This is a genomic window from Salipiger sp. H15, from assembly GCF_040409955.1.
GTDB lineage: Bacteria > Pseudomonadota > Alphaproteobacteria > Rhodobacterales > Rhodobacteraceae > Salipiger.
The window spans coordinates 1,664,019-1,689,245 of the sequence record NZ_CP123385.1 but is presented as its reverse complement, the minus strand read 5'-3'; the positions used below and the strand labels follow the sequence as shown (position 1 = coordinate 1,689,245).

24 protein-coding genes are annotated in these 25,227 nt (G+C 69.3%); 13 read left to right on the top strand and 11 right to left on the bottom strand.

The genetic code is table 11. The features are described 5' to 3' along the window. Positions 1 to 5: 5 nt before the first annotated feature. The gene (locus tag PVT71_RS22245; protein ID WP_353474668.1) at positions 6 to 944 is read right to left on the bottom strand and encodes a LysR family transcriptional regulator; all 939 of its coding nucleotides are present in this window, start codon (positions 942 to 944) and stop codon (positions 6 to 8) included. Positions 945 to 1,102: 158 nt separating this feature from the next. Here PVT71_RS22245 and hydA point away from each other — a divergent pair, with 158 nt between their 5' ends. Genes hydA through PVT71_RS22215 form a run of 6 tightly spaced genes read left to right on the top strand, consistent with a single transcriptional unit; the run spans position 1,103 to position 7,575 of the window. After that, positions 1,103 to 2,497: a dihydropyrimidinase gene (gene hydA / locus PVT71_RS22240; protein ID WP_353474667.1), complete on the top strand. Its 1,395-nt coding sequence runs from the start codon at positions 1,103 to 1,105 to the stop codon at positions 2,495 to 2,497. Then, positions 2,494 to 3,261 (top strand): aspartate/glutamate racemase family protein, encoded by a 768-nt coding sequence (locus tag PVT71_RS22235; protein WP_353474666.1) that lies wholly within the window; start codon positions 2,494 to 2,496, stop codon positions 3,259 to 3,261. Before hydA ends, PVT71_RS22235 begins: the two co-directional genes overlap by 4 nt. A 38-nt stretch (positions 3,262 to 3,299) precedes the next feature. Continuing rightward, positions 3,300 to 4,331 (top strand): TRAP transporter substrate-binding protein, encoded by a 1,032-nt coding sequence (locus PVT71_RS22230; protein WP_353474665.1) that lies wholly within the window; start codon positions 3,300 to 3,302, stop codon positions 4,329 to 4,331. Between the two features lie 54 nt (positions 4,332 to 4,385). After that, positions 4,386 to 4,940: a TRAP transporter small permease gene (locus tag PVT71_RS22225; protein WP_353474664.1), complete on the top strand. Its 555-nt coding sequence runs from the start codon at positions 4,386 to 4,388 to the stop codon at positions 4,938 to 4,940. A gap of 2 nt (positions 4,941 to 4,942) precedes the next feature. Next, the gene (locus PVT71_RS22220) at positions 4,943 to 6,244 is read left to right on the top strand and encodes a TRAP transporter large permease (RefSeq protein WP_353474663.1); all 1,302 of its coding nucleotides are present in this window, start codon (positions 4,943 to 4,945) and stop codon (positions 6,242 to 6,244) included. Continuing rightward, complete coding sequence (locus PVT71_RS22215) at positions 6,241 to 7,575, top strand: amidase (protein WP_353474662.1); 1,335 nt, start codon at positions 6,241 to 6,243, stop codon at positions 7,573 to 7,575. Before PVT71_RS22220 ends, PVT71_RS22215 begins: the two co-directional genes overlap by 4 nt. Positions 7,576 to 7,596: 21 nt before the next feature. On the opposite strand, the gene PVT71_RS22210 is transcribed toward PVT71_RS22215, so the two are convergent. From PVT71_RS22210 to PVT71_RS22175, 8 genes are all read right to left on the bottom strand, one after another. Next, positions 7,597 to 8,964, bottom strand: a complete 1,368-nt coding sequence (locus PVT71_RS22210) for a cytosine deaminase (protein ID WP_353474661.1) — start codon at positions 8,962 to 8,964, stop codon at positions 7,597 to 7,599. 43 nt (positions 8,965 to 9,007) lie between these two features. Then, positions 9,008 to 9,904: a LysR family transcriptional regulator gene (locus tag PVT71_RS22205; RefSeq protein ID WP_353474660.1), complete on the bottom strand. Its 897-nt coding sequence runs from the start codon at positions 9,902 to 9,904 to the stop codon at positions 9,008 to 9,010. 85 nt (positions 9,905 to 9,989) lie between these two features. Next, the gene (locus PVT71_RS22200; RefSeq protein WP_353474659.1) at positions 9,990 to 10,982 is read right to left on the bottom strand and encodes a 2-oxoglutarate and iron-dependent oxygenase domain-containing protein; all 993 of its coding nucleotides are present in this window, start codon (positions 10,980 to 10,982) and stop codon (positions 9,990 to 9,992) included. 121 nt (positions 10,983 to 11,103) lie between these two features. Further along, positions 11,104 to 11,919: an ABC transporter permease gene (locus PVT71_RS22195; protein ID WP_353474658.1), complete on the bottom strand. Its 816-nt coding sequence runs from the start codon at positions 11,917 to 11,919 to the stop codon at positions 11,104 to 11,106. Between the two features lie 11 nt (positions 11,920 to 11,930). Then, on the bottom strand, positions 11,931 to 12,707 hold the full coding sequence (locus tag PVT71_RS22190) for an ABC transporter ATP-binding protein (RefSeq protein ID WP_353474657.1): 777 nt from the start codon (positions 12,705 to 12,707) through the stop codon (positions 11,931 to 11,933). Then, complete coding sequence (locus tag PVT71_RS22185; protein ID WP_353474656.1) at positions 12,707 to 13,699, bottom strand: ABC transporter substrate-binding protein; 993 nt, start codon at positions 13,697 to 13,699, stop codon at positions 12,707 to 12,709. Before PVT71_RS22185 ends, PVT71_RS22190 begins: the two co-directional genes overlap by 1 nt. Positions 13,700 to 13,715: 16 nt before the next feature. Beyond that, positions 13,716 to 13,904 carry a hypothetical protein gene (locus PVT71_RS22180; RefSeq protein ID WP_353474655.1) on the bottom strand — a complete coding sequence of 63 codons (189 nt, stop codon included), beginning with the start codon at positions 13,902 to 13,904 and terminating at the stop codon, positions 13,716 to 13,718. A gap of 411 nt (positions 13,905 to 14,315) precedes the next feature. Then, positions 14,316 to 15,224: an AEC family transporter gene (locus tag PVT71_RS22175; RefSeq protein ID WP_353474654.1), complete on the bottom strand. Its 909-nt coding sequence runs from the start codon at positions 15,222 to 15,224 to the stop codon at positions 14,316 to 14,318. Positions 15,225 to 15,404: 180 nt separating this feature from the next. Between PVT71_RS22175 and PVT71_RS22170 the strand changes: the two genes are divergently transcribed. Then, positions 15,405 to 15,866: an Lrp/AsnC family transcriptional regulator gene (locus PVT71_RS22170; RefSeq protein WP_353474653.1), complete on the top strand. Its 462-nt coding sequence runs from the start codon at positions 15,405 to 15,407 to the stop codon at positions 15,864 to 15,866. 29 nt (positions 15,867 to 15,895) lie between these two features. On the opposite strand, the gene PVT71_RS22165 is transcribed toward PVT71_RS22170, so the two are convergent. Further along, the gene (locus tag PVT71_RS22165; protein WP_353474652.1) at positions 15,896 to 17,329 is read right to left on the bottom strand and encodes an aminotransferase class V-fold PLP-dependent enzyme; all 1,434 of its coding nucleotides are present in this window, start codon (positions 17,327 to 17,329) and stop codon (positions 15,896 to 15,898) included. Positions 17,330 to 17,646: 317 nt separating this feature from the next. On the opposite strand from PVT71_RS22165, the gene PVT71_RS22160 reads away from it, so the two are divergent. The 6 genes from PVT71_RS22160 (at position 17,647) to PVT71_RS22135 (ending at position 24,222) form a co-directional block, all read left to right on the top strand. Next, complete coding sequence (locus PVT71_RS22160; protein WP_353474651.1) at positions 17,647 to 18,561, top strand: LysR family transcriptional regulator; 915 nt, start codon at positions 17,647 to 17,649, stop codon at positions 18,559 to 18,561. A 253-nt stretch (positions 18,562 to 18,814) separates the two neighbouring features. Then, complete coding sequence (locus tag PVT71_RS22155; protein ID WP_353474650.1) at positions 18,815 to 19,972, top strand: ABC transporter substrate-binding protein; 1,158 nt, start codon at positions 18,815 to 18,817, stop codon at positions 19,970 to 19,972. Between the two features lie 67 nt (positions 19,973 to 20,039). Beyond that, entirely contained in the window at positions 20,040 to 21,026 is a 987-nt protein-coding gene (locus PVT71_RS22150; protein WP_353474649.1) for an ABC transporter ATP-binding protein, read from the top strand. Continuing rightward, a complete protein-coding gene (locus tag PVT71_RS22145) occupies positions 21,023 to 21,979 on the top strand; it encodes an ABC transporter permease (RefSeq protein ID WP_353474648.1) in 957 nt (318 codons plus the stop codon). Before PVT71_RS22150 ends, PVT71_RS22145 begins: the two co-directional genes overlap by 4 nt. Then, a complete protein-coding gene (locus tag PVT71_RS22140) occupies positions 21,969 to 22,775 on the top strand; it encodes an ABC transporter permease (RefSeq protein ID WP_353474647.1) in 807 nt (268 codons plus the stop codon). The genes PVT71_RS22145 and PVT71_RS22140 overlap by 11 nt, the downstream gene beginning before the upstream one ends. 22 nt (positions 22,776 to 22,797) lie before the next feature. Beyond that, positions 22,798 to 24,222 (top strand): gamma-aminobutyraldehyde dehydrogenase, encoded by a 1,425-nt coding sequence (locus tag PVT71_RS22135; RefSeq protein WP_353474646.1) that lies wholly within the window; start codon positions 22,798 to 22,800, stop codon positions 24,220 to 24,222. A 33-nt stretch (positions 24,223 to 24,255) separates the two neighbouring features. Here the strand turns inward: PVT71_RS22135 and PVT71_RS22130 are convergent, their stop codons facing one another. Further along, positions 24,256 to 25,164, bottom strand: a complete 909-nt coding sequence (locus PVT71_RS22130) for an MBL fold metallo-hydrolase (protein ID WP_353474645.1) — start codon at positions 25,162 to 25,164, stop codon at positions 24,256 to 24,258. Between the last annotated feature and the right edge of the window lie 63 nt (positions 25,165 to 25,227).

Genomic DNA, 25,227 nt, shown 5'->3' with positions numbered 1-25,227 from the left:
GCCGATCAGGGCTGGACAGCCTCGCCCCGCGCCTCGGACAGCAGCGCCTGCGTGCGCGACACGAGAAATTCCGCCACCAGCCGCGCCGCGCGCGACAAGGGCCGCCGCGCGTCGATCGCCACCGAGATCGTCGGCGGCACCAGCCCCTTGTCCTTCAGCGGCAGGAACAGCAGCGCGCCGTCGCGCAGCTCGGGCAGCACGTCTAGCTCGGAGGTGATCATCGCAACCTCGCCCTGCCGCAGCGCGCACTTGACCAGCTGGATCGAGTTCGAGGCCAGCACCGGCGCGTTCTCGGCGAAGAACCAGGCGTAGCGGTTGTCGAGGTACTGGCGCGTCGGCAGCAGCGCGCTCTGCGAGACCAGCGCATGGCCGCTGACCTTCGCCAGCGAGGTCTCGGGCTCCTCGGCCAGCGGGTGGCCGGGCGCGACGATGCAGCCGAAGCGCAGCTTCTCGCTCCACATCACGTGCTGGTGCCGCAGCCGCGGCAGGTTGAAGGCCATGGCCACCTCGACCGTGCCCTCGTCGAGCTCGCGCGCGGCCTCGGCGGGGGTGAGGATGTCGAGGGCGAGCCGCAGCCGCGGGTGCTCGGCGCGCAGCCAGGCGTGAAGATCGAGCAGCACCCCGTTGGCAAGGCTGTCCATCGCCGCCAGGCGCACGCTGCCGCGCTCCTGCCCGCGCATCTCCATGAGGTCGGTCTCGAAGCGTTCGGCATCCGAGCGCCAGCGCCGCGCCATGACCACCAGCGCCTCGCCCGCCGCGGTCGGCCGCATGCCGCGCGGCAGGCGCTCGAAGAGCGGCGCGCGCTGCGCCTCTTCCAGCGACTTGATGTGCCGGTCGATGGCCGAGGCGGCGATGCCGAGCGCCCGCGAGGCCGCCTGGACCGAGCCATGCTCGGCCACGGCCTCGACGTAGAGCAGCGGGCGGGGGACGAGATGCAACGGCATCGGGCAGTTCCTTCCATTCTCGCTCCGAGAACGGAGCATTACTTCTTTTGTTATAGATGGCAATCCGGGCCCCGGCTACGGTCGTCGGGAAGATGACCCGAGGACCGCAGACCCATGACCGCCAGCCGCAAGACCGCCCCCCTACGCAAGGCCGCCCGATGATCCACGATCTCGTCATCCGCGGCGCGCGCGTGGTCACCCCGGGTTCGGTCTCGACCTGCGAGATCGGCGTGCTTGGCGGCACCATCGCCACGCTCGGCACCGGGCTCGAGGGGCGCGAGGTGATCGAGGCGGCAGGGCTCGTCGCCCTGCCCGGCGGCATCGACAGCCACGTGCACATCTCGCAGCCCTCCGGCCCCGGCATCGAGATGGCCGACGATTTCGCCTCGGCCACCCGCGCCGCGGCCTGCGGCGGCAACACCACGGTGATGCCCTTCTGCCTGCCCGAGGAAGGCCAGACCCTGCGCGAGGCGGTCGCCGCCTACCTTGCCAAGGCCGAGGGCAACTGCCTGACCGACGTATCCTTCCACCTCATCGTGAAATCGGTCGATCCGGTCACGCTGGGGCAGGATCTGCCGGCGCTGATCGCGCAGGGGATGACCAGCTTCAAGGTCTTCATGACCTACCAGGGCATGCGCCTCACCGACGCCGAGATCCTGCAGGTGATGGCGGTGGCGCGCGAGCATGGCGCGCTGACGCTGGTCCATGCCGAGAACGAGGATGCCATCGAGTTCCTGCGCGACAAGGCCGAGCGCGCCGGGGAGATCGCCCCGGTGCACCACGCCCGTACCCGCCCCGTGCCGGTCGAGCGCGAGGCCACCCACCGCGCCGCCATGCTGGCCGAGGTGGCGGGCGTGCCGGTGATGATCGTGCATGTCTCGAACGGCGAGGCGCTGGACGAGATCCGCCGCGCGCGCGAGCGCGGCGTGCGGGTCTTCGCCGAGACCTGCCCGCAATATATCACGCTGACCGCCGGCGACCTCGACCGCGCCGGCTTCGAGGGGGCGAAATGGGTCTGCTCGCCGCCGCCGCGCGACGACGCCCAGCAGGCGGCGATCTGGGCCGGGATCGAACAGGGCGCCTTCGACGTCTTCTCCTCGGACCATTGCCCGTTCCGCTTCGCGGACCCGGCGGGCAAGGACGCGCCCGGCGCCCGCGCCTCGTTCCGCAACATCCCCAACGGCATTCCCGGCGTCGAGACACGCCTGCCGATCCTCTTTTCCGAGGGGGTGGTGAAGGGGCGCATCTCGCTGCCCACCTTCGCCGCGCTCACCGCCTCGAACCATGCCCGCATCTACGGGCTCGAGAACAAGGGGGTGATCGCGGTGGGCAAGGACGCGGACATCGTCCTGTGGGATCCCGCGCTCACCCGCCCGATCACGCAGGAGCGGCTGCATCACGGCTCGGACTACACGCCGTGGGAAGGCTTCGAGGTCACCGGCTGGCCGGTGCGCACGCTGCTGCGCGGACAGACGGTCATGCTGGATGGCGAACCCGCAGGAACACCCACGGGCAGCCATGTCGCCCGCGCCAAACCAGAGGTCACCCCATGAGCTTCCCCGCTTTCGACGGCCGCCGCATCGGCATGCTGACCCCCTCGTCCAACACCGTGCTCGAGCCCTATACCTCGGCCATGCTGGCGCCCTTCGGCGACGAGGCCAGCGCGCATTTCGGGCGCTTCCGGGTGGTCGAGATCTCGATGTCGGGCGCCTCGCAGGCGCAGTTCACGCTCGAGCCGATCCTCGAGGCGGCCGAGCGGCTGGCCGAGGCCAACCCGCATGTCATCGCCTGGAACGGCACCTCGGCCGCATGGCTCGGGCTCGACAAGGACCGCGCGCTCTGCGCCGCGATCACCGAGCGCACCGGGGTTCCGGCCACCTCGACCATGCTGGCCTATGACGAGATCTTCCGCGCCGAGGGGATCAGGCGGCTCGGCCTCGTGACCCCCTACATCGACGACATCCAGACCCGCATCGCCGCCAACTACGCGGCGCAGGGGATCGAGATCGTCGCGGAGGCGCGGCTCGAGGACAAGGGCAACTACAGCTTCGCCACCTACCCGCCCGAGCAGGTCGCCGCGATGGTGACCGAGGTGGCGCAGGCGCGGCCCGACGCCATCGCCGTGGTCTGCACGAATTTCCGCGGCGCGCCGGTGGCCGCGCGGCTCGAGGCCGAAACCGGGATCCCCGTGCTCGACTCGGTCGCGATCACCGCCGCGCACTGCCTGCGCGTCGCGGGGCTCGACCCCGCCCGCGTCACCGGCTGGGGGAGCGTGTTCCAGCGCGTCGCCCGGCTCACCCCCGTCCCGACGACCTGAGCCGACACCCGGACAGACCCCAACAAGGAGAGCACTACATGATCCGCAAGATCGCAACCTGCGCCGCGGCGCTGGCCATCCTCGGTGTGCCCGCAAGCGCCGAAAGCCTGCGCGTGATGGGCCAGCCCGTCGCCACCGGCCTCATCCAGAAATCCATCGAGCAGCCGTTCTTCGAGAACTTCGCCGCCGAGACCGGGCTCGAGGGCTTCACCGCCGATTACCAGCCGGTCGACGTGACCGGCATCAAGGACACCGAGCAGCTGCGCATCCTCAAGGGCGGGCTCTTCGACATCGTCTCGCTGCGCCTGAGCCAGGTGTCGCGCGACGAGCCGACGATCCTCGGGCTCGACCTCGTGGGGCTGAACCCCGATTACGAGACCGGCAAGGCGACGGTCGAGGCCTTTGCCCCGGTGGTCGACGCGCAGCTGCAGGAGAAGTTCAACACCAAGTTGCTCGGCGTCTGGCCCTTCGGCCCGCAGGTGCTGTTCTGCGAGCCCGAGATCACCTCGCTCGCCGACCTCAAGGGGCTGAAGGTGCGGGTCTACGACCAGAACCTCGCCGAGTTCGTCAGTCTCGTCGGTGGCACCCCGGTGCCAATCGGCTTCCCCGAGGTGCAGCAGTCGCTCGCCCGCGGCGTGGTGGACTGCGCGATCACCGGCCCGTCCTCGGCCAACTCCGCCGGCTGGCCCGAGGTCAGCTCCTACACCATGCCCATCGCCTTCCAGCTGGCGATGAACGGCTACGGCATCAACCTCGACACCTGGAAGGGCCTGACGCCCGAGCAGCAGGCGCAGCTTCAGGCCGGCTTCGACAAGCTGACCAGCCGCATCTGGGACTATTCCGAAGAGCTCTTCACCGACGCGGTGAACTGCAACACCGGCGCCGAGCCCTGCACCACCGGCACCAAGTACGACCTCAAGCTGGTCGAGCCCACCGAGGCCGACACGGCGCTGATCGGCACCGCCGTGCCCAACATCTCCTTCCCCGCGTGGAAAGAGGTCTGCGACGCCACCAACCCCGGCTGCTCCGAGGCCTGGATGGACACCGTCGGCGCCGGCCGGAACATGTAACGCAACCCGCGTCCGGGCCGCGCTGGCCCGGGCGCCCTCGCAACGGAGCGTCTCATGGACCGCCTCGCCACCTGGATCAGCCGGCTCTTCGGTTGGTCGCTTCTGTTCCTGTCGGGCTTCGTCGCGCTGGAGACCCTGCTGCGCAAGCTCTTCAACACCTCGCTGCAGGGCGCCGACGAGCTCGGCGGCTACATCCTCGCCATCGGCTCGGCGCTGGCCTTCATCGTCGCGATGATCGACCGCGCGCATATCCGCATCGATGTGCTGCACGCGCGCTTCCCCCTGCGCTTGCAGGCGCTGGTCGACTGGCTCTCGGTGCTCTCGCTCGGAGTGCTGGGGCTCTTCTTCCTCTACGTCGGCTGGTTTGTCATCGGCGACACGCTGGCCTATGGCTCGACCGCAGCGACGCCCTGGCGCACGCCGCTGATCTGGCCGCAATCGGGCTGGTACGCGGGGCTGGCAATCTTCGCGCTCTGCTCCTTCGCCATGGCCGCCCGCGCCACGCGCCTGTTCCTGTCGGGCCGTCACGAGCAGCTCGCCGCCGAGTTCAACCCGGTCAGCGCCGAGGACGAGCTGGGCGAGGAACTCCAACAGATGCAGGACCGCTGACCATGGGCATTCTCGACATTCTCGTCGGCTTCATCGTGATGATGGGGCTGCTGCTGGCCGGGCTTCCGGTCGCCACGGTGATGGTCGCCATGGGCGTCGCCGGGGGCATGGTCCTCTACGGGCCGGTGCTGCTGCAGAGCATGGGGCCGGTGCTCTGGGGCACGTCCAACGAGCCGGTGCTGACCGCCATCCCGCTCTTCATCCTGCTGGGCGAGCTGCTGCTGCGCTCGGGCCTGGCGGACCGGATGTACGGCACGCTCGCGCTCTGGCTCGGGCGGCTGCCCGGCGGGCTGCTGCACACCAACATCGGCTGCTGCTCGCTCTTTGCCGCGACCTCGGGCTCGTCGGTCGCCACCGCCGCGACCGTCGGCACCGTCGCCCTGCCCGCGCTGACCGAGCGCCGCTACCGGCCGTCGCGCTCGCTCGGCTCGCTCGCCGCGGGCGGCACGCTGGGGATCCTCATCCCGCCGTCGGTGAACCTGCTGGTCTACGGCTCGCTTGCCAGCGTCTCGGTCGGGCAGCTCTTCCTTGCGGGGATCATCCCGGGCATCCTGCTCACCCTGCTCTTCATGGCCTTCATCGCCGCGCAGGACATCCTCGCCCCCGGCGGCGCCTTCGAGGATGCCGAGGTGCCGCTCGACGTGAAGCTGCGCGCGCTGAAGAACCTCGTCCCCGCCGCCACGGTCTTCGTCATCGTGATGGGGTCGATCTACCTCGGCATCGCCACGCCGACCGAAAGCGCCGCGCTCGCCGTGGTGGTGGCGCTCGGCTTCGTCTGGCACGAGGGCAAGCTCTCGGTCGCCTTCCTCGATACCTGCTTCCGCAAGACCGCCAAGACCACGGGGATGATCCTGCTGATCATCGTCGCGGCCTTCACGCTGAACGTCACGCTGGCGCTCGGCGGGATCACCGGGGTGATGTCGGCATGGGTCGAGGGGCTTGGCCTCACGCCGGTCGAGCTGCTGTTCGCGCTGATGCTCTTCTACCTCGTGCTCGGCATGTTCATGGATGTGCTTTCGATGCAGGTGCTGACCATTCCCATCGTCGTGCCGATCATCGTCTCGGCGGGGATCGACCCGGTCTGGTTCGGCATCTTCGTCGTGCTGATGTGCGAGCTCGGCATGATCACCCCGCCGGTGGGCATGAACCTCTACGTCGTGCACGGCGTGCGCGGCGACAAGGAGCCCTTCACCGACGTGGTTGCCGGCGCGGTGCCCTATGCCGCGCTGATGCTGCTCTTCACCTCGGCCCTGATCTTCTGGCCGTCCATTGCAACCTGGCTGCCGGAGGCGATCGGACGATGAGCCCGCGTGACCATTTCCCCCCTCTCGACGACGCGACCACGCTGCTCGAGGGGTTCCGCGCCGGCACCGGCGATCCGGTGGGCGCCGTCGAGGAGTGCCTGTCGCGCATCGCCCGGCTCGAGCCCACGCTCAACGCCTTCTCGGCCCGTGCCACCGACGCGCTCGACCGCGCCCGCGAGGCGGCGGCACGCTGGAAGGCAGGTGCGCCTTGCGGCCCGCTCGACGGCGTGCCGGTGATCATCAAGGACAACCTCGTCTCGGCGGGGTTGCCCGCGGCCTGGGGCAACCCGGAACTCGGGCGGCGCGTGCCGGAGCGGGACGAGCTGCCGGTCGCCGCGCTGCGCGCCGCCGGGGCGATCGTGCTCGGCAAGGGCAACACGCCCGAGTTCGCGGTCGAGGGCTACACGGCCAACACGACCTTCGGCGTTACCCGCAACCCCTTCGACCCCGAGCTGACCCCCGGCGGCTCCTCGGGCGGGGTGGTGGCGGCGGTGGCCTCGGGCATGGCGGCGGCGGGGCTCGGCACCGACGGCGGCGGCTCGATCCGCCGGCCCGCGGGTTACACCGGGCTCTGGGGGCTGAAGCCCGGCATCGGCGCGGTGCGCCGCGGCGGCGGGCTGGCGCAGGTGCTGCTGGATTTCGAGACTGTGGGACCGATCACCCGCTCGGCGCGGGATCTGGCGCTCTTCCAGTCGGTGCTGTCGGGCCGCAGGGCGAAGGCAGATCCGCGACCGCTGCGCATCCTCGCCGTGCCGGTGATCGGCGACGCCCCCTGCGAAAGCGGCATCCGCGCGGCCTTTGCCGCCTCGACCGAGCGCCTGCGCGCGCTTGGTCACGAGGTCACGGACGGCACGCTGCCGCTCGATCTCGGCCCGCTCAACGAGGTCTGGGCGCAGATGGCCGAGATCGGGCTTGCGCATCTCGGCTGGCGCGACCCGGCGGTGCTGGACAGCGCCGCGGGCAAGTACCGCGAGATGGCGGCGCGCGGCGCAAAGGTGGATGCGGTCACGCTCTACGAGGCGTTGATGCGGGTCTTTGCCCTGCGCGAGGCGGTGCGCGGGCTCTGGGGCTTCGACGCGGTGCTGCTGCCGACGGCGGCGGCGCATCCCTGGCCCGCGGGCGAGGTCTACCCGCAGCGGATCGAGGGCCAGCCGGTCGGCCCGCGCGGCCACGCGGTCTACACCGGCTGGGTCAACGCGGCGGGCCTGCCCGGGCTCGCCTTCCCCGCCGGGCTGTCCGGGGGCATGCCGGTCGGCATGCAGCTCGTCGGCGACCAGGGCGCGGAGCCGATGCTCCTTGGCCTGGCCGAGGCGCTCGACACCGCGCGCTGAGACCCTCCGGGCCGGTCCCCCTCAGGCCGGCTCGGAGACCACCTCGCTCCGGGTGAGGCGCAGCGCCTCGTAGGACGGCGGGCGGTTGTCGAGCACCCGGCCCGCGCGCACCAGCACCCGGTCGGACTGCGGCCGGGCGATGAGCTGGTCGAGGCTCCAGGCCTCCAGCACCATGAAATCCGCCCGCCGCCCCGCGCCGAGGCTGCCCGCCTCGAAGCCGCAGATCGCCGCCGGGGCGGTCCCCGCCAGCCCGGCGCTGTCCCCGAACGGGTGGTCGAGATGGCAGATCCGCACCGCCTCGCGCCAGGTGTCGAGCATGTCGTGATCGCCGTAGGCGTAGAAGGGATCGCGGCAGTTGTCCCCGGCCACCGCCACCGGCACCCCCGCCGCGCGCAGCTCGTGGATCGGCATCACCCCGCGCCAGCGCGGCGTGCGGCCGGGCACGCGGTCCTGCAGGTACATGTTGACCGTCGGCAGGGTGACCAGCGAGAGCCCCGCCTCCTTCACCAGCGCGATGGTGGCGTCCATCTCGGGTTCGGGCAGGCGCGAGAGCGAGCAGCAATGGCCGCAGGTCACGCGTCCCTCGTAGCCATGACGGATTGTGGCGCGGGCGACATGCGGCAGGGCATCGGCCTCGGCCGCCTCGTCGACGTGCAGGTCGAGGTCGAGGTCGCGTTCCTTGGCCAGCGTGAAGACCCGGTCGAGCAGCGCGTCGATGTCCGAAAGACCGCCATGCGTTCCGCCCGAGGGGCGCGTGACCCCGCCGAGCAGCCCGCCGTTGCTCGCCACGATGTCCGCCAGCGTCACTGCGTAGTCCGTGCCCCAGGCGTCGAAAGGCACCAGCGCCGAGGCCTGCAGCGCGACGCGCCCCTTCCACGCCTCGCGGACCTCCGCGAAGGCGCCCCAGACCGTCTCGCCCTGCCCCTCGTGGCTGTCGAGATGGGTGCGGATCGCGGCGACGCCATGCGCCTCGGCGCAGGACAGGCCGAAGTCCATGCGGTGGACGAGGTCGTCGTGCCGCCAGTGGGCAACGCGGTCGCGGGTCGTCGCCTCGCGCGCGCCGGGATGGGTGCCGCCGGAGCTCGGGGCGCGGCCCATCACGTGGCCCTTGTCGAGATGGGTGTGCGCGTCGACCAGCATCGGCCAGACATGGCGCCCCCCCAGCGAGAGGCGCGGCGCGTCCGCGCTGATGCCCCCCGGCGCGGCGATGGCGGCGATGCGCCCGGCGCGGATCAGCAGCTCGACCGTGGCGGTGCCGTCCTGATCGACCGGAGCCCCCGAAGGGGCACCCCCGGTCAGCAACGCGGCGGGGCAGCGCAGGTCGGTGAGCAGCAGGTCTCCGCCTGCCGCGAGCGCCTCGTCGAGGCGGCGGTGCATGGTGTTCGTCATCTCATGTCTTTCCGTGTCTGTCGGGCGCGGGGTCCCGAAAAGCTCAGCTCTCGCCCTGGCCGAAGTAATCCTTCACCGCCTGCATGAACCCGTCCGCGGCCGAGGAGAGCGCCCCCCGGCTGCGGTGCACGAGGCTCAGCCGCTGCCGTCCGGCGGCGGCCATGAGCGGCAGGAAGGCAAGGTCGCCGTCGCGCAGTTCCTGATCGACGTCGACGCGGTTGAGGAAGGTTACGTGCGGCGGGCGGCGCACGATCCGTTTCATCATTTCCGTGGAGTTGGTCTCCACCACCGGGCGCAGCTCGGCATTGGCGGGGGCAAGGTTCTCGATCAGCGGGCGCAGCGACAGGCTGTGCGAGGCCAGCACCAGCGGGTAGATCAGGCAATCGGCGACGCGCACGTTCGGCTTGGCGGTGAGCGGATGGCCGGGCGCGACCACCGCGCCGAGCCGGTGCTGGAACACCGCCGTCAGCTGCATCCGGTTGTCCTCGGGCAGGTTGTAGCCAAGCCCGATCTCGGCCTCGCCCGAGGCCACCATCTCCATCAGCTCGGAGCGGTTGCAGACTGTCACCTTCAGCTCGACCCGGGGATGGCGCTCGCAATACTCGGCCACCACGTCACCGAGCCGCCCGGCGGCGAGCGTCGCCATCGTGGCCACGGTGACCTCGCCGTGCGACAGGCCCTTCAGCGCGTGGATGCGCGCCTGCAGCCGGTCGTGGCCCTTAAGCGTCTCGCGGATATGCGCGATCAAGAGCTCGCCCGGGGCGGTCAGCTTGAGCCCGCGCGGCAGCCGCTCGAAGATCGGCACGCCGAAATCGGCCTCGACCTCGAGCACCTGCCGGTTCACCGCCGAGGCGGCGACGTTCAGCTCGCGGGCTGCCTTGCGGATGGAGCCCTGCCGGGCGACCTCGTCGATGTAGCGCAGAGCGCGGCCGTGCAGCATGGACCTTCCGAAGCTGGATTTGGGCGGAACCGCAGTCCTGCCCGTCCTCGTGATGTTGTCACCCGGAAGGCCCATGCTCAACGCCTTACTTCTTGCTCGCCGCGAAGTTCGCGTTGATGCGCATGGTCAGGTAGTCGCCCGCGGTGATCGGCTCGTACTTGCCGAGCGGGCCCTGCATGACCGCGTCGCGGTTGGCCTGGCAGAAGAACGGCAGCGACAGGCGGCGGCCCTTGTACTCGCCCTCGTTCGGCATCCGCACGCGGTGCAGCGTGGATTGCAGCTGGTCGTCGGACCAGCGCATCAGCATGTCGCCGATGTTGCAGGTGATGTAGCCGCGGCGCGGCGGCACGTCGGTCCAGGCGTTCGAGCCGGCGTCCTTGCCCGGGCAGACCTGCAGCCCGCCCTCGCCTTCCTTCTGGTGCAGGATGGTGAGGCAGTCGAAGTCGGAATGCGCGCCGGCGCGCCAGGCCTTGAAGTCCTCGGGCTTGGCGTCCTCCATCGACATGTAGTGGATGAGCCGCAGCGTCGACTGGTACTGGTCGGACTCGGGGTCATGCGCCTTGGTGAAGAAATCCTCGGGGAAGCCCATCTTCAGCGCGAAGCACGACAGGATGCGCATGCCCAGCTCCCAGTTCTGCCGCTCGAATTTCAACGCGCGGTCCTGGAAGCGCGGCAGCTCCGCCTCGGTCGGCCACTTGCCGTCCATCAGCGGGCGGGTGACCTGGTAGCTTTCCTTGTTGTCCGGCGTGCCGGTCGAGGGGCGCACCTGCGCCTTGAATTCCCAGCCGGCGTTGGTGCCCTTCGGCATCGGGTACTGCGCCTTCACCTCGGTCGGCAGCTCGAAGAACTCCCAGGCGGTGTCGAAGGCGGCATCGATGTCCTCCTCGGGGAGGCCGTGGTTGTAGACCTGGAAGAAGCCGATGCCGGTCGAGGCCTCCCAGAGCGCGTCGGCGATCTCGTGCTTGCGGTTTTCGAAGTCCGACAGGTCGATGACCGGGACTTCGCGCTCGACGGTGCTGCCCATGCCGCCGATGGTGGTTTCCTTGTTCAGCTCGGCAAGGTCGTAGTTGGTGCTCATTGCGGTCTCCAAAGTAGGTGCCGGAAGGTCCGGCAGGGTGGGGAGCAATGTCCGGGCCGTGGCCCGACTGCTTCTACTCCGGGGGAATGCACGGGCGGCGCGCCGCCCGATGCGGGAAGGATCAGCGCTTGCGCGGCAGGCTCCAGGGGAAGAGCAGCCGCTGCGCCACGGACACGGCCTGGAACAGCGCCAGCGACATGGCGGCGAGGACGAAGAGCCCGGCCCAGGCCTGCGGCAGCTTGAACATCGAGGTCGAGAACTGGATGAAGTAGCCGACGCCCGCGTCCGAGGCGCAGAACTCGGCCACCACCGCGCCGATCACCGCCAGCGTCACCGAGATCTTCAGCGCCGAGAAGATGTAGGGCACGGCGAAGGGCAGCCGGATCTGGGTGATCTCGCGGAAGGCCGGGGCGCGCAGGCTGCGCGACAGCTCGATGAGTTCGGGCGGCGTGGCGGCGAGGCCGGTGGCGGTCGAGACCACCAGCGGGAAGAAGCAGATGAGCGTGGTGATGACGATGCGCGGCGCGTCCCCCGCCCCCAGCACCACGATGATGATCGGCGCGATGGCGACCACCGGCGTCGACTGCACGATCACCAGCAGCGGGTAGAGCGTGCGGTTCAGCACCGGCGAGCGCACCAGCAGGATCGCCAGCGGCACGGCGATGACTATGGCCAGCGCGAAGCCCAGCAGCGCCACGCGCAGCGTCGCCCAGATATGGCCGACCCAGCGCTCGGCCCCGATGCTCGGGAAGGTCGAGAAGATCGAGCTCGGCGCGGGCAGCAGGTAGCTCGGGATGTCGAGCGTGCGCGCGGCCAGCTCCCAGAGCGCCACGGTGCCGAGAATGGTGAGGATCGCGGCGACGCCGGGCGCGGCGAGGAGTCGGCGCAGGTCGGGGCGTCTGCCCTTGGTGCTCTCGGGCTTGGAAAAATCTGGCATCGAAAGGCTCATCAGGCGGCATCCCTTTGCAGCAGGAGGTCACGCAGGTGGGCGGCAAGCTCGGTGACCGCCGGGTCCTTGATCGTCTCGCGGCCGCGCGGGCGGGCCACGGGCACCGGAAGCTCGGTCATCACGGTGCCGGGCCGGCCGGTCATCACCAGCACGCGGTCGGCCAGCAGCGCCGCCTCGCTGACGGAATGGGTGATGAAGACCACGGTCTTCGGCCGCTCGGAGAAGATGCGCAGCAGATCGAACCCCATCTCCTCGCGGGTCAGCGCATCGAGCGCCGAGAAGGGCTCGTCCATCAGCAGGATGTCGGGGTCCATGTGCAGCGCGCGGGCGATCCCGACGCGCTGCTGCATGCCGCCCGACAGCTCGTCGGGCAGGCGCTTGCCGAACCCCTCGAGCCCGACCATGCGCAGGAGCTCCTGCGCGCGGTCGCGGTCGTGGCTGCCCACCCGGCCGCGCTTGTGGCGCACCGGGAAGGTCACGTTGTCCTCGACGCTGGCCCAGGGCAGCAAGGTCGGCTTCTGGAAGACGATGCCGATATCCTCGCGCGGGCCGGTGACCCGCCGCCCGAACACCTCGACCGCACCCGAGCTGGGCTCGAGCAGGCCGGCGATCATGCGCAGCAAGGTGGACTTGCCGCAGCCCGAGGGGCCGAGCACGGCGAGAAACTCGTGCCGGGCGACCTCGAAGCTGACGTTGCGCAGGGCCTCCACCCGGCCCGAGCCGGTCTCGAAGACCTGGCCGAGCCGGTCGAAGCGAATGGCGGCGGGGGTTTCCATCAGCCTTCCCCGCCGGGCTGGAAGTCGCGGGTGACGAAGCTCTCGGGCTCCGATCCGGCCTCGTCGAGCCCCTGCGCCTTGGCAACGCGGGTCCAGGTGGCGGCAAGTCGGCCCGGCTCGAAGACGCCCAGCCCGTCGGCCTCGGTCACCTCGTTGAAGATGAGGCCCAGCGTGTCGTTGAGCGAGCCCAGAACGTCATCCTTGGCCAGCTCGGGGACCATGTTGACCACCGACTGCGCGGCCTGCTCGGGGTTGGTCTTGCAGAACTCGACCGACTTCTTGAACGCCGCGACGAAGCGCTTGGCGACGTCCGGGCGGCCCGCGAGGAAGGCGTCGTTGGCGACCAGCGAGGCGGAGTAGAGCTCGAGCCCGGCGGCGGACCAGGGCAGCGCGATGATCTCCTTGCCCGCGTCCTTGCCCTGCCCGGTGTAGCGCGAGAGGTCGGTCATCCAGGCGACGATGCCGTCCACCTGCCCGGTCATCAGCATCGGCCCGAGCGCGCCGGCGTCGGCCTTGGTCAGCTCGAAATCGGCCTCGGTCAGGCCGACGTCCTCGAGCACCAGCGGCAGGTAGACGTTCGACGAGGTGAAGGGCGAGGTCGCGACCTTCTTGCCCTTGACGTCGGCGACGCTGTCGAAGCCGCTGTCCTTGACCGTGTAGAAGGCGTGCGGGCCCTTGTTGAAGACCGACAGCACCGCGGTCACGGCGACGCCTTCCTGCGCCTTGGCGGCCATCAGCGCGCCGATGTCGGCCGAGCCGATGTCCGACGAACCGGCGGCGAGGCGCGAGATCGCGTCCGACGAGCCGCGGCCCGAGGCGATGGTCACGTCGAGGCCCGCGTCGGCGCAGAAGCCCTGGTCGACGCAGACGTAGATGGGCGCCTTGTCGCCGCCGGGCAGCCAGTCGAGCTGGTAGGTCACCGGGTCACCGGCAAGCGCCGTGGTCGCGGAAAGCGCGGCGGCGAGCGTGGTCAGGGCAGTGGTCTTGGACATCATGAGAGGACTCTCCCTAGTGTGCGGTTTTGTTGGACAGTTGCAGGTGGGTGATCTCGGCCTCGCCGAAACCCTCGGCGCGCATCCGGTCACGGGCGCAGCGGCGGCGCTCGGGATCGGCGCACAGCAGGCAGCTCCTGCACTTGTGCGACGCGAGATCTGCATTTTGGATTTTCTCGTTACCGAGCAGGTGGTTGGTGGACATGTGTAGCCTCGTCAGAGTCGGAACTTCTGGCGAGCAATGTCCAGGATCGGGTCCAGACCGCTTCTACTCGTGCCCTCATTTATGGAACGCGAAATGCCGAGCCAGCAACGGGAAACCGGCAGTTTTCCAACTGCCTTCGTTTTGAACAAATTCTTTGGCGGAAATAGAGGAGTTTCTTATGAAATTATCAAATATATGTTTTTGAGCGATTATTTCTGAGCCTTCGGCTTTCGGACGGCCAACGCACCCGCCAAATTTCGCCCGAAATTTAATCGTACGAATTTTCAGAACGCTTTCGCCGACAAATTCTGGCGGATCGGCCCTCGCGCCACGCCTCGCGGAGTGGCCCCGAAATGCGCACGCTCCCGGCTTTGCGCGCTCGCACGCCCCTCTGAAAGGTGCGCGTAAGACCTAGCCGAGCCCGAGCACGAGCAGCACGAGGGGAATCGTCAGCACGGCGGCAAGCGTCTGCGCCGTCACCAGCCCGGCCATCAACGTGCCGTCCCCGCCCATCTGCCGGGTCAGCACGTAGGCCGTCGGCGCGGTCGGGATCGCCGAGAACACGACCAGCACCAGCGTCTCGACCCGGCCGAGGCCGAAGGCCAGCGCGACCAGCGCCGCGATACCCGGCACAAGCAGCAGGCGCAGCGCCGAGTTGCCCGCCAGAGCCGGCAGGTCGCGCCGCATCGCCCCGGGTTGCAGCGCCGCGCCGACGCAGAGCAGGCCGAGCGGCAGGCTGCCCCGCGCGAGCAGCTCGAGGAACCGCTCGCCACCCCAAGGCAGGCCGATCCCGCTCAGCGCCAGCGCGATTCCCGCGAGGCAGGCAAGGATCAGCGGATTGCGCGCCATGGTGCGCAGCAGCACGCCGGGGCGGCGCAGCACCTCGGCCTCGCTCAGCGCGATGATCGACAGCACGTTGACCAGCGGCACGGCCAGCGCGAGGTAGATCGCCGCCCGCGCCACGCCCTCGCTGCCGGCGAGGCTCGTGGTGATCGCGAGGCCAAGGTAGGTGTTGAAGCGCACCGCCCCCTGCAGCGCCGGGCCGAAGCGCGCGGCAGGCACCGGGCGGATTTTCCGCGCCAGCGCCAGCCCCAGCGAGACGAGGCAGATGGTCGCGACGCTCGCCGCGCCGAGCCGAAGGATCTGCGGATCGCTCAGCGGCGCCTTCATCAGGCTCGAGACCAGCAGCGCCGGGAACAGCAGGAAGTAGTTGAGCCGCTCGGCCGCGGGCCAGAAGCCGGGATCCGGAAAACCCCTGCGGGCGAGGAGGAAGCCGAGACAGATCAGCCCGAACAGCGGCCAGATGGTTATGAACAGCACGTCCCGATCCCGTATCAGCGCCCGCCCCTTGGCGAGCGTCAGTCATCCCCGTCTTGATATACCGCGTGACGCCGCGGGTGCCAGCCGCGCATGCCTGCTGCTCCGCGATGGTGAATTGGCACTACCTGCCCGCGGTGGATGAGTATAGAAATGCGCCCGATTGCTCATCCGGAGAATGCCATGCTCGATTCCTACGACCGGAAGATACTTTCGCTCCTTCAGCGCAACTCCGAGATGCCGGTCGCCGAGATCGCCGCCGAGATCGGCCTGACCACCACCCCCTGCTGGCGGCGCATCCGCAAGCTCGAGGAGCGCGGCTATTTCAAGCGCCGCGTGGTGCTGCTCGACGAGGAGAAGCTGAACGTTGGGGTCTCGGTCTTCATGGCGATCCGCACCAACCAGCACAGCCGCGAATGGGCCCGCGCCTTCGTGAAGGCCGCCGAGGACATCCCCGAGATCGTCGACATCTTCCGCCTCGCGGGCGAGATCGACTACATGCTGCGGGTGGTGGTGCCCGACATCGCGACCTACGACCGGGTCTACCAGCGGCTTATCGAGAAGGTCGAGATCCACGACGTCTCGTCGATGTTCGCCATGGAGACGATCCGCTCGACCACGCAGCTGCCGCTCGACTACGCCTGAAGCCGGCGGGGCTGCCGCCCCGCTTTAGATCAGGCCGCGCGGGCCGAGAAGATCGCCCGCGCGCCGTCGACCTCGTAGAGCGCGGCATGGGCCGGGGCCTCGCGCGAGAGCTCGGCGATGCTGGCGAGGATGAACTCGACCTCGGCGTCACTCATCAGCACCGAGAGGTTGAGCCGCACGAAGCCCGGCTTCTCCAGCTCGCGCCCGGCGAGGATGTCCTCGCGGATGCGCGCCGCCCCCGCCGCGTCGTAGCCCAGCAGGCGCAGCACGTAGGGCCCGGCGCAGGCGCAGCCGCCGCGCGCCTGGATGCCGTAGCGGTCGCTCAGGAGCTTGGTCGCCAGTTGCTGGTGGATATGGCCGCCACGCGGGTCGCGGATGCGGAAGGAAAGCACGGGGATGCGGGCGGGTTCGGTCAAACCCAGCAGATCGACCCCTGGCTCGGCGCTCAGCGCGGCGATGGCCCGCGCCGAGAGCTGGGCGTTGCGCTGCGCCATATATTCAGCGCCGATCGCCTCCTTGACGATCACCGCCAGCGCGGCGCGGATGTCGCCGATGACATTGGGCGTTCCCGCCTCCTCGCGGTGCTCGAGCCCGCCGGCGTAGTCATGCGCCTCGGAGGAGACAAAGCGAACGGTGCCGCCGCCGACCCATGTGGGACGTTCCGAGACCACCGCGTCCCGGCGCAGGACCATGACGCCCGAAGCGCCCGGCCCGCCGATGAACTTGTGCGGCGAGAAGACCAGCGCGTCGATCCCGGCGCCCTCGGCCGGGGTCATGGCGATCGGCAGGTAGGGCGCGCCGCCCGCGTAGTCCCAGACCATCAGCGCGCCCGCCTCTTTCACGCGGCGGGTCAGCCCGGCGACGTCGGCGATGATCCCCGAGACGTTCGAGGCCGCCGAGAAGGCGCAGATCACCCGGTCGAACGCCGCGACATCCGCCAGCGCCGCGTCGAGCGCGACAAGATCCGGGCCTCCCTCGGGTGCCTCGGGCAGTTCGACGACCTCGGCGCCGCTCTCGCGCCAGGGCAGGATGTTGGAATGATGCTCGTAGGGGCCGAGGATGACCCGCACCCTGCCCCGGTCCGCGCCGAGCAGGCGCACCAGCCGGTTGATCCCCGCCGTCGCGCCACTGCCCGCGAAGATCACCGCATGCTCGGCACCCGCGCCGCAATGCGCGGCGATGCAGGCGCGGGCGGCGTTGCGCAGGCGCGTCATGTAACCGCCGCAGTAGGAGGCCTCGGTATGGCTGTTGGCGTAATAGGGCAGCACGTTTTCGAGCACGAACATCTCGAGCGTCCGGAGCGCCCGGCCCGAGGCGACGTAATCGGCATAGACCAGCGGCTTCGGCCCGAAGGGCCCGTCGATCATCGCGCCCTTGCCGACGAGGTCATCCCCCATGTCCGTCGCGGGCGGCAGGGACGCACGGAAGGCGGCGAGAAGGCTTTCGGGATCGGGGATGGTCATCGGGGGTACTCTGCTGCTCGACTTCATGAGATCCGCGCGCCGGGCGCGGCTGCGGGCAGTCTAGCAGCCCGGCCCGGGCAGGGATTTCCAAATTCATGCGCGAATTGCGGAGCATTGGTATTCTCATGCTCGCATCGTACGCATTATTAGAATCCAATTTCTCCATGCCTCGCCCCATGCGTCACGCCATTCCCGAAAGGCGCCCGCTGCATCACCGCCGCAACAGGCCGCGCCCTGCGCGCGCCCGTTCCCCGAGGAAGAGGCTTGTGCGGTGCCGCGAAATCGCTCTTGATCGATTGCAACCCCGGGAGCGCGCCATGTCCTTCACCCTGAAACAACTCCGCTATTTCGTCGCCGTCGCCGAGAAGGGCTCGGTCATAGGGGCGGCGCAGACGCTGTCGATCTCGCAATCGGCGGTGACCGAGGCGCTGAAGAACCTCGAGGCGGATCTTGGCGTCACGCTGTTCGAGCGCCATGCGCGCGGGCTCGACATCACCCACAGCGGCCACCAGTTCCTGCGGCACGCCACGAAGATCCTCTCGGACGTCTCGGGCGCGCGGCGGGCCTTCCAGCGCCCGCCCGGCACCACGCAGGGGCGGCTCAACATCGGGGTCACCTCGCTGATGGCCGGCTATGTCATGTCGGACCTGCTGTCGCGCTACCGGCGGATGAACCCGGCGGTCGAGGTCTCGGCGCTCGAGGATCAGGGCGAATACCTCGAGCACCTGCTGGTCGGCGGCGAGCTCGACGTGGCGGTGATGGTGATCTCGAACCTGCGCGACCGCATGGCGCTGCAATCCGAGATCCTCGACGTCTCGGCCTTCCGGCTCTGGCTGCCGCTCGGCCACAAGCTGAGCACGCGCGAGAGCATCGGGCTCGACGACGTGGCGCGGGAGCAGCTGATCATGCTCAACGTCGACGAGATGGAGGAGGAGGCGGTCAAGCTGCTCTCGGCCTTCGGGCGCAAGCCGCAGATCGCCTTCCGCACGAGGTCGGTGGAGGCGGTGCGCAGCCTCGTCGCGACCGGCGCGGGCGTGGCGCTGCTGCCCGACCTCGTCTACCGGCCGTGGTCGCTCGACGGTGACCGGATCGAGAGCCGCGACGTCTCGGGCAGCCTGCCCATCGTGCAGGTCGGCATGGTCTGGCGGAAGGGCCTGCCGCTGTCCGAGGCGGTGCAGGATTTCCTGTCGCTGGCGCGGATGGGGCAGACCGAAAGGCCGGTCCGCTTCTGACGGCGCGAGCTATCGGTTTTTCCGAATGACCATTTCTGATTTATGAATTTGCGAATGCAGAAAAGCCGTCACATTGTTTTGATGCGGATCAAGGGTGCGCGGCCTCGGGGCCGGAAAGACACCCGCTCCGCGCCGTGGCGCGGACCGCTGCGGGCAAGATAACCAGCAACGATTTTCGGGCTGCCGCCCGCGCCCGGCCGTACCCTGCCGCACGGCCAACGGCAGCGTGCGGCCCGCCCACAGGGAGAGTGCAATGACACACCGTTTCATCACCGCCGTGGTGAGCTCGCTCACCGCCGCCTCGCTGGCGACCGGCGCCGTGGCGCAGATGACCGAGATCGGCGAGGGCGAGGGCGCGCTGTCGATCGTCGCCTGGGCCGGCTACGTCGAGCGCGGCGAGACCGATGCGGCCTTCGACTGGGTGACCAAGTTCGAGCAAGAGACCTCGTGCATGGTCTCGGTGAAGACCGCCAACACCTCGGACGAGATGGTCGCGCTGATGAACGAGGGCGGCTTCGACCTCGTGACCGCCTCGGGCGACGCCTCGCTGCGGATGATCGCGGGCAAGCGCGTGCAGCCGATCAACGTCGACCTGATCCCCTCGTGGAGCAAGGTGGACGACCGGCTGAAGGACGCGCCCTGGCACACGGTGAACGGCGAGCATTACGGCACCCCCTACATGTGGGGCCCGAACGTGCTGATGTACAACACCGAAGCCTTCCCCGAGGCGCCGACCTCGTGGAACGTGGTGTTCGAGGAGATGACCCTCGCCGACGGCAAGAGCAACAAGGGCCGCGTGCAGGCCTATGACGGCCCGATCCACATCGCGGATGCCGCCAACTACCTGATGTTCCACAAGCCCGAGCTGGGGATCAAGGACCCCTACGAGCTGAACGCCGACCAGTACGCCGCCGCGCTCGACCTGCTGCGCGTGCAGCGCGAGCTCGTCAGCCGCTACTGGCACGACGCCTTCATCCAGATCGACGACTTCAAGAACGAGGGCATCGTCGCCTCGGGCTCCTGGCCGTTCCAGGTGAACCTGCTGCAGGCCGACGGCGTGCCCGTCGCCTCGGTGATCCCCGAGGAAGGCGCGACCGGCTGGGCCGACACCACCATGCTGCACGCCGATGCCGAGCACCCGAACTGCGCCTACAAGTGGATGGAGCACACGCTCTCGTCCAACCTGCAGTCCGACCTCTCGGTCTGGTTCGGCGCGGTTCCCTCGGTTCCCACCGCCTGCACCGACGGCTCGGGCATGCAGACCCAGGAAGGCTGCGACGCCAACGGCCTGTCGCAGTTCGACAAGATCAAGTTCTGGAAGACCCCCGTCGCCAACTGCGAGAGCCAGGGCGAATGCGTGCCCTACTACCGCTGGGTGTCGGACTACATCGGCGTGATCGGCGGCCGCTGATCGCCCTTCCCTGACCTTCCCCGCGCCGCCGACTTCGCGGCGCGGGCTCAAAGACCGGATATTTCCCATGCCAGCCGTGAGCTTCGACCACGTCTCCCGCCATTTCGGTGCGGTGAAGGCGGTGGATGACGTCATCCTCGACATTGCCGAAGGCGAGTTCTTCGCCATGCTGGGGCCCTCGGGCTCGGGCAAGACCACCTGCCTGCGCCTGATCGCCGGCTTCGAGCGCCCCACGGGCGGCGACATCCGCATCTTCGGCGACTCCGTCCCCAACCTGCCGCCCTACAAGCGGCAGGTGAACACGGTGTTCCAGGATTACGCGCTTTTCCCGCATCTCAACGTCCGCGACAACGTCGCCTACGGGCTGATGATCGCCGGGCACGGCAAGAAGGAGCGCCATGCCGAAGCCGAGGCGGCGCTCGAGATGGTGCGGCTCGGCGGCTACGGCAGCCGCAAGCCCTCCGAGCTGTCGGGCGGCCAGCGCCAGCGCGTCGCGCTCGCCCGAGCCCTGGTCAACAAGCCGCGCGTTCTGCTGCTCGACGAACCGCTCGGCGCGCTCGACCTCAAGCTGCGCGAGCAGATGCAGGAAGAGCTGAAGGGCCTCCAGCGCCAGCTCGGCATCACCTTCGTCTTCGTCACCCACGACCAGGGCGAGGCGCTGTCGATGGCCGACCGCGTCGCCGTGTTCAACGACGGCAAGATCATCCAGGTGGGCAGCCCCGAGGACATCTACTTCCGCCCCGAGCTGCCCTTTGTCGCCGATTTCGTCGGCTCGTCCAACGTGCTGCCCGAGGCGCTGGTCGCCCGACTGACCGGCGAGGCCTGCCCCGCCGCGATCCGCCCCGAGCGGGTGCGGCTGGCCTCCGAGGGGCCGCTGAAGGCGCGGGTGACCGGGCTCAGCTTCCTCGGCCTCAGCACGCGGGTCAGCTTCGATGCGGAGGGCACGCGCCTCACCGCGCTGCTGCCGCAGGATGTCGCCCGCCCGCGCGAGGGCGACGAGGTGGCGCTGAGCTGGGCACCCGAGGACCTGCACCTGATGAGAGCCGGGGCATGACCATGGCGAGCACGCACCCCTCCGCGCAGGCCGGCCCCTCCGAGGGGCTGCTGACGCGGGTCTCGGACACGCTCTGGCGGCGGCCGACGCTGCTGCTCGTGCTGCTGCTGACGCCACCGGCGCTCTGGCTGGGGATCATCTACCTCGGCTCGCTCTTCGCGCTGCTGCTGCAGAGCTTCTTCTCGATCGACCACTTCAGCGGGCTCATCAACTACGAGTTCACGCTGTCGACCTATGCCGAGCTTTTCACCCCGGCGAACTTCGACATCATCCTGCGCACCGTCGGCATGGCGGCGATCGTCACCATCGCCTCGGCCGCCGTCGCCTTTCCCATCGCCTATTACGCGGCGCGCTACGCCAAGGGCGCGTGGCGGGCGGTGTTCTACCTCGGCATCATGATGCCGCTCTGGTCGAGCTACCTCGTCAAGGTCTACGCCTGGAAGCTGATCCTCGCCAAGGAAGGCATCCTGACCTGGGCCTTCAACGGGCTGCACCTCGGCTGGCTGCTCGAGGGCTACCTCGCGCTGCCGGTGGTCGGGGGCAACTCGCTGTCGGTGAGCCCGACCGGCACCTTCCTCGTCTTCGTCTACGTCTGGCTGCCCTACATGGTGCTGCCGATCCAGGCGGCGCTCGAGCGGGTGCCGACCTCGATGCTGGAGGCCAGCGGCGATCTCGGCGCGAGACCGGCGCAGACCTTCCGCCACGTGCTGCTGCCGCTGGCGTTGCCGGGGGTGGTCGCGGGCTCGATCTTCACCTTCTCGCTGACGCTCGGCGACTACATCATCCCGCAGATCATCGGCACTTCGCGGCTGTTCATCGGGCAGGCCGTCTACCAGCACCAGGGCATCGCCGGGAACATCCCGCTCGCCGCCGCCTTCGCCGTGGTGCCCATCGTCATCATGGGCGTCTACCTCTGGATCGCCAAGCGCATGGGGGCCTTCGATGCACTCTGACCGCGCCTCGCTGAAGCTCAAGATCGCCGCCGCCGCGGGCTTGCTGTTCCTGCACCTGCCGATCCTGCTGATCTTCGTCTACGCCTTCACCACCGAGGAAAAATCCTTCCAGTGGCCGCCGCCCGGCTACACGCTGAAGTGGTTCGCCGCCACCTGGAACCGGCCCGACGTCTGGGAGGCGATGGCCCTCAGCCTGAAGGTCGCGGCGATCTCGACGGTGCTGGCGATGATCCTCGGCACGCTCTGCGCCGCCGCGGTGAGCCGCACGAAGTTCTTCGGCCGCGAGAGCATCTCGCTCTTGGTGATCCTGCCCATCGCCCTGCCGGGCGTGGTCACCGGGATCGCGCTGCGCTCGGCCTTCTCGATCGCCGAGGTGCCGTTCAGCACCTGGACCATCGTGCTCGGTCACGCGACCTTCTGCGTGGTGATCGTCTACAACAACGCCGTCGCCCGCTTCCGCCGCACCAGCGGCAGCCTCATCGAGGCCTCGATGGACCTCGGCGCCGACATGTTCCAGACGCTGCGCCACGTGATCCTGCCCAACATCGCCACCGCGCTGGTGGTGGGCGGCATGCTGGCCTTTGCGCTCAGCTTCGACGAGGTCATCGTCACCACCTTCACCGCCGGACAGCAGCAGACGCTGCCGATCTGGATGCTCGAGGAACTGGTGCGCCCGCGCGAACGCCCGGTGACCAACGTGGTCGCCATGGTCGTGGTGCTGGTCACCCTGCTGCCCATCCTGGGCGCCTACTATCTCACCCGCGGGACCGAAGCGGTCGCGGGCCAAGGAAAATGACAAGGACACGTCGGAGGATACCATGCAGACCAAGATGCTGATCGGCGGCGCTCAGGAAGCCGGGAAGGAGACCGAGGAAGCGGTCCTGAACCCGCGCACCGGCGAGCTGATCGTGAAGATGCCCGAAGCCGACATGGACCAGGTGAACCGCGCCGTGGCCGCCGCCCGCACCGCCTTCCCCGGCTGGGCGCGCACCACCGCCGCGCACCGCTCGGGCCTGCTGCTGGCGCTGGCCGATGCCATCGAGGCGCGGGCCGAGGAGTTCGTGAAGCTGGAATCGCTCAACTGCGGCAAGCCGATCGAAGGCGTGCGCAATGACGAGGTGCCCGCGGTCGCCGACTGCTTCCGCTTCTTCGCGGGCGCGGTGCGCAACATGCACGGGCCGGTCGCGGGCGAGTACATGGCGGGGCACACCTCGATGATCCGCCGCGATCCCATCGGCGTCGTCGCCTCGATCGCGCCGTGGAACTACCCGATGATGATGATGGCGTGGAAGCTGGCCCCGGCATTGGCGGGCGGCAACACCGTGGTGATGAAACCCTCGGAACAGACGCCGCTCACCGCGCTCCTGATGGCCGAGATCATCGCCGGCATCTTCCCGGCGGGCGTGGTCAACGTGATCGTCGGCCAGGGCGCCACCGTCGGCAACGCGCTGATCAACCACCCCGAGGTCGACATGGTGTCGATCACCGGCGACGTGGCGACCGGGCGCAAGGTGCTGCAGGCGGCCTCGAAATCGGTCAAGCGCACGCATCTCGAGCTGGGCGGCAAGGCCCCGGTCATCGTCATGGATGACGCCGACATCGGCCGCGTGGTCGAGGGCCTGCGCGCCTTCGGCTATTACAACGCCGGGCAGGACTGCACCGCAGCCTGCCGCATCTACGCGGGCTCCAAGGTCTACGAGAACCTCGTGGCGGATCTCTCCTCCGCCGTCTCGTCCATCGTCTTCGACGACGCCGACGACACCAAGAACGAGATCCCGCCGCTGATCTCGATGCGCCAGCGCGACCGGGTGGCGAGCTTCGTGCAGCGCGCCTCGGAGCTGAAGCACATCGAGGTCACCACCGGTGGCGCCCTGCACGAGGGCTCGGGCTTCTACTACCGCCCCACCGTCATCGCGGGCGCGCTGCAGGAGGACGAGATCGTCCAGCGCGAGGTCTTCGGCCCCGTGGTCTCGGTCACCCGCTTCGACGACGCCGACACCGCCGTCGCCTGGGCGAACGACAGCCAGTACGGGCTCGCCTCCTCGGTCTGGACCGAGAACATCGGCCGCGCGCTCGATATCTCGGCGCGGCTGCAATACGGCTGCACCTGGGTGAACACGCATTTCATGCTGGTCAACGAGATGCCGCATGGCGGGCTCAAGCAGTCCGGCTACGGCAAGGACATGTCGATGTACGCACTCGAGGATTACACCGTCGCGCGCCACGTGATGATCGCGCACTGATCCTTGGCAGGGGCGGCGCCGCCGCCCCTCGCCTCAGAGCGGGACGAAGCGGTAGCCGTCCGCCACCCGCTCGACGTGCCCCATGCCGCCCTGCGACAGGTGGAAGCCGATCACCGGCATCTGCTCGAGCGCCAGCCGGTCCATCAGCGCGACGCGGGTCCGCGCCGCCAGCTCCGGTTCCTGGTCCGAGTTCGCCGCCCAGCCCGGACGGGCAAAGGCCACGTGGTCATTGCCGATGGCATCGCCCACGATCATCGCCGCCTCGGCCCCATGCCGCAGCTCGAAGCCCATGTGCCCGGGGGTATGGCCCGGCAGCAGCACGGCCGAGAGGCCCGGCAGGATCTCGGCCCCGTCCTCGAAGCGCTCGATCCGGTCCTCGATCGCCTCCATGCGCCGCCGCGCGCCAAGCGCGAAGAGCTGCCGCTCGGCACCGATGCTGGTCGCGGTCGCCGGATCCCACCAGTAGTCCCATTCCGCCCGCCCCATGAGGTAGCGCGCCCCCGGGAAGACCGGCTCGTCGAACTCGTCGAGCAGCCCCCAGATATGGTCCGGGTGGGCATGGGTGAAGACGACCTCGGTCACCTCCTCGGGCGTGATCCCCGCGGCGGCGAGGTTTTCCTGCAGCGCCCCGGCGCTCTGCATGAAGTCCGGCCCCGCCCCCACGTCGAAGAGCACGGTCCGCTCGCCCTCCTGCCAGAGCGTCACGTTGCACTCGGGCGTGAGGCGCTGGCGGTCGATGCCGCGCGCGGCGAGGATGCCGGACAGCTCGGCTTCGGGCATGCCGGCGAAGATGAAATCGCCCGGCAGCACGAGGTTGCCATCGCTCACCGTGATCAGCCGGCCGGGGCCGATGGCCGTCTCGGCGACAAGGCGGCGGGGCAGCAGCGGCGCAAGGCCCGCCGCGGCTGCGGATTGCAGAAGTTGCCTGCGGGACAGCGGCATGGTGACTCCTCCCATTCACACATTCGCATTCTATGATGCAAATAACGCGACGGGAAGCGCTGT

Bases quoted from the DNA above. Each gene is read 5' to 3' on its own strand.
- PVT71_RS22210 (WP_353474661.1), bottom strand. From the start codon at position 8,964: ATGACGAACACCATGCACCGCCGCCTCGACGAGGCGCTCGCGGCAGGC.
- PVT71_RS22245 (WP_353474668.1), bottom strand. From the start codon at position 944: ATGCCGTTGCATCTCGTCCCCCGCCCGCTGCTCTACGTCGAGGCCGTG.
- PVT71_RS22205 (WP_353474660.1), bottom strand. From the start codon at position 9,904: ATGCTGCACGGCCGCGCTCTGCGCTACATCGACGAGGTCGCCCGGCAG.
- PVT71_RS22185 (WP_353474656.1), bottom strand. From the start codon at position 13,699: ATGTCCAAGACCACTGCCCTGACCACGCTCGCCGCCGCGCTTTCCGCG.
- PVT71_RS22180 (WP_353474655.1), bottom strand. From the start codon at position 13,904: ATGTCCACCAACCACCTGCTCGGTAACGAGAAAATCCAAAATGCAGAT.
- PVT71_RS22235 (WP_353474666.1), top strand. From the start codon at position 2,494: ATGAGCTTCCCCGCTTTCGACGGCCGCCGCATCGGCATGCTGACCCCC.
- PVT71_RS22225 (WP_353474664.1), top strand. From the start codon at position 4,386: ATGGACCGCCTCGCCACCTGGATCAGCCGGCTCTTCGGTTGGTCGCTT.
- PVT71_RS22230 (WP_353474665.1), top strand. From the start codon at position 3,300: ATGATCCGCAAGATCGCAACCTGCGCCGCGGCGCTGGCCATCCTCGGT.
- PVT71_RS22165 (WP_353474652.1), bottom strand. From the start codon at position 17,329: ATGACCATCCCCGATCCCGAAAGCCTTCTCGCCGCCTTCCGTGCGTCC.
- PVT71_RS22170 (WP_353474653.1), top strand. From the start codon at position 15,405: ATGCTCGATTCCTACGACCGGAAGATACTTTCGCTCCTTCAGCGCAAC.
- PVT71_RS22195 (WP_353474658.1), bottom strand. From the start codon at position 11,919: ATGCCAGATTTTTCCAAGCCCGAGAGCACCAAGGGCAGACGCCCCGAC.
- PVT71_RS22215 (WP_353474662.1), top strand. From the start codon at position 6,241: ATGAGCCCGCGTGACCATTTCCCCCCTCTCGACGACGCGACCACGCTG.
- hydA (WP_353474667.1), top strand. From the start codon at position 1,103: ATGATCCACGATCTCGTCATCCGCGGCGCGCGCGTGGTCACCCCGGGT.
- PVT71_RS22150 (WP_353474649.1), top strand. From the start codon at position 20,040: ATGCCAGCCGTGAGCTTCGACCACGTCTCCCGCCATTTCGGTGCGGTG.
- PVT71_RS22190 (WP_353474657.1), bottom strand. From the start codon at position 12,707: ATGGAAACCCCCGCCGCCATTCGCTTCGACCGGCTCGGCCAGGTCTTC.
- PVT71_RS22130 (WP_353474645.1), bottom strand. From the start codon at position 25,164: ATGCCGCTGTCCCGCAGGCAACTTCTGCAATCCGCAGCCGCGGCGGGC.
- PVT71_RS22135 (WP_353474646.1), top strand. From the start codon at position 22,798: ATGCAGACCAAGATGCTGATCGGCGGCGCTCAGGAAGCCGGGAAGGAG.
- PVT71_RS22140 (WP_353474647.1), top strand. From the start codon at position 21,969: ATGCACTCTGACCGCGCCTCGCTGAAGCTCAAGATCGCCGCCGCCGCG.
- PVT71_RS22200 (WP_353474659.1), bottom strand. From the start codon at position 10,982: ATGAGCACCAACTACGACCTTGCCGAGCTGAACAAGGAAACCACCATC.
- PVT71_RS22160 (WP_353474651.1), top strand. From the start codon at position 17,647: ATGTCCTTCACCCTGAAACAACTCCGCTATTTCGTCGCCGTCGCCGAG.
- PVT71_RS22155 (WP_353474650.1), top strand. From the start codon at position 18,815: ATGACACACCGTTTCATCACCGCCGTGGTGAGCTCGCTCACCGCCGCC.
- PVT71_RS22145 (WP_353474648.1), top strand. From the start codon at position 21,023: ATGACCATGGCGAGCACGCACCCCTCCGCGCAGGCCGGCCCCTCCGAG.
- PVT71_RS22220 (WP_353474663.1), top strand. From the start codon at position 4,943: ATGGGCATTCTCGACATTCTCGTCGGCTTCATCGTGATGATGGGGCTG.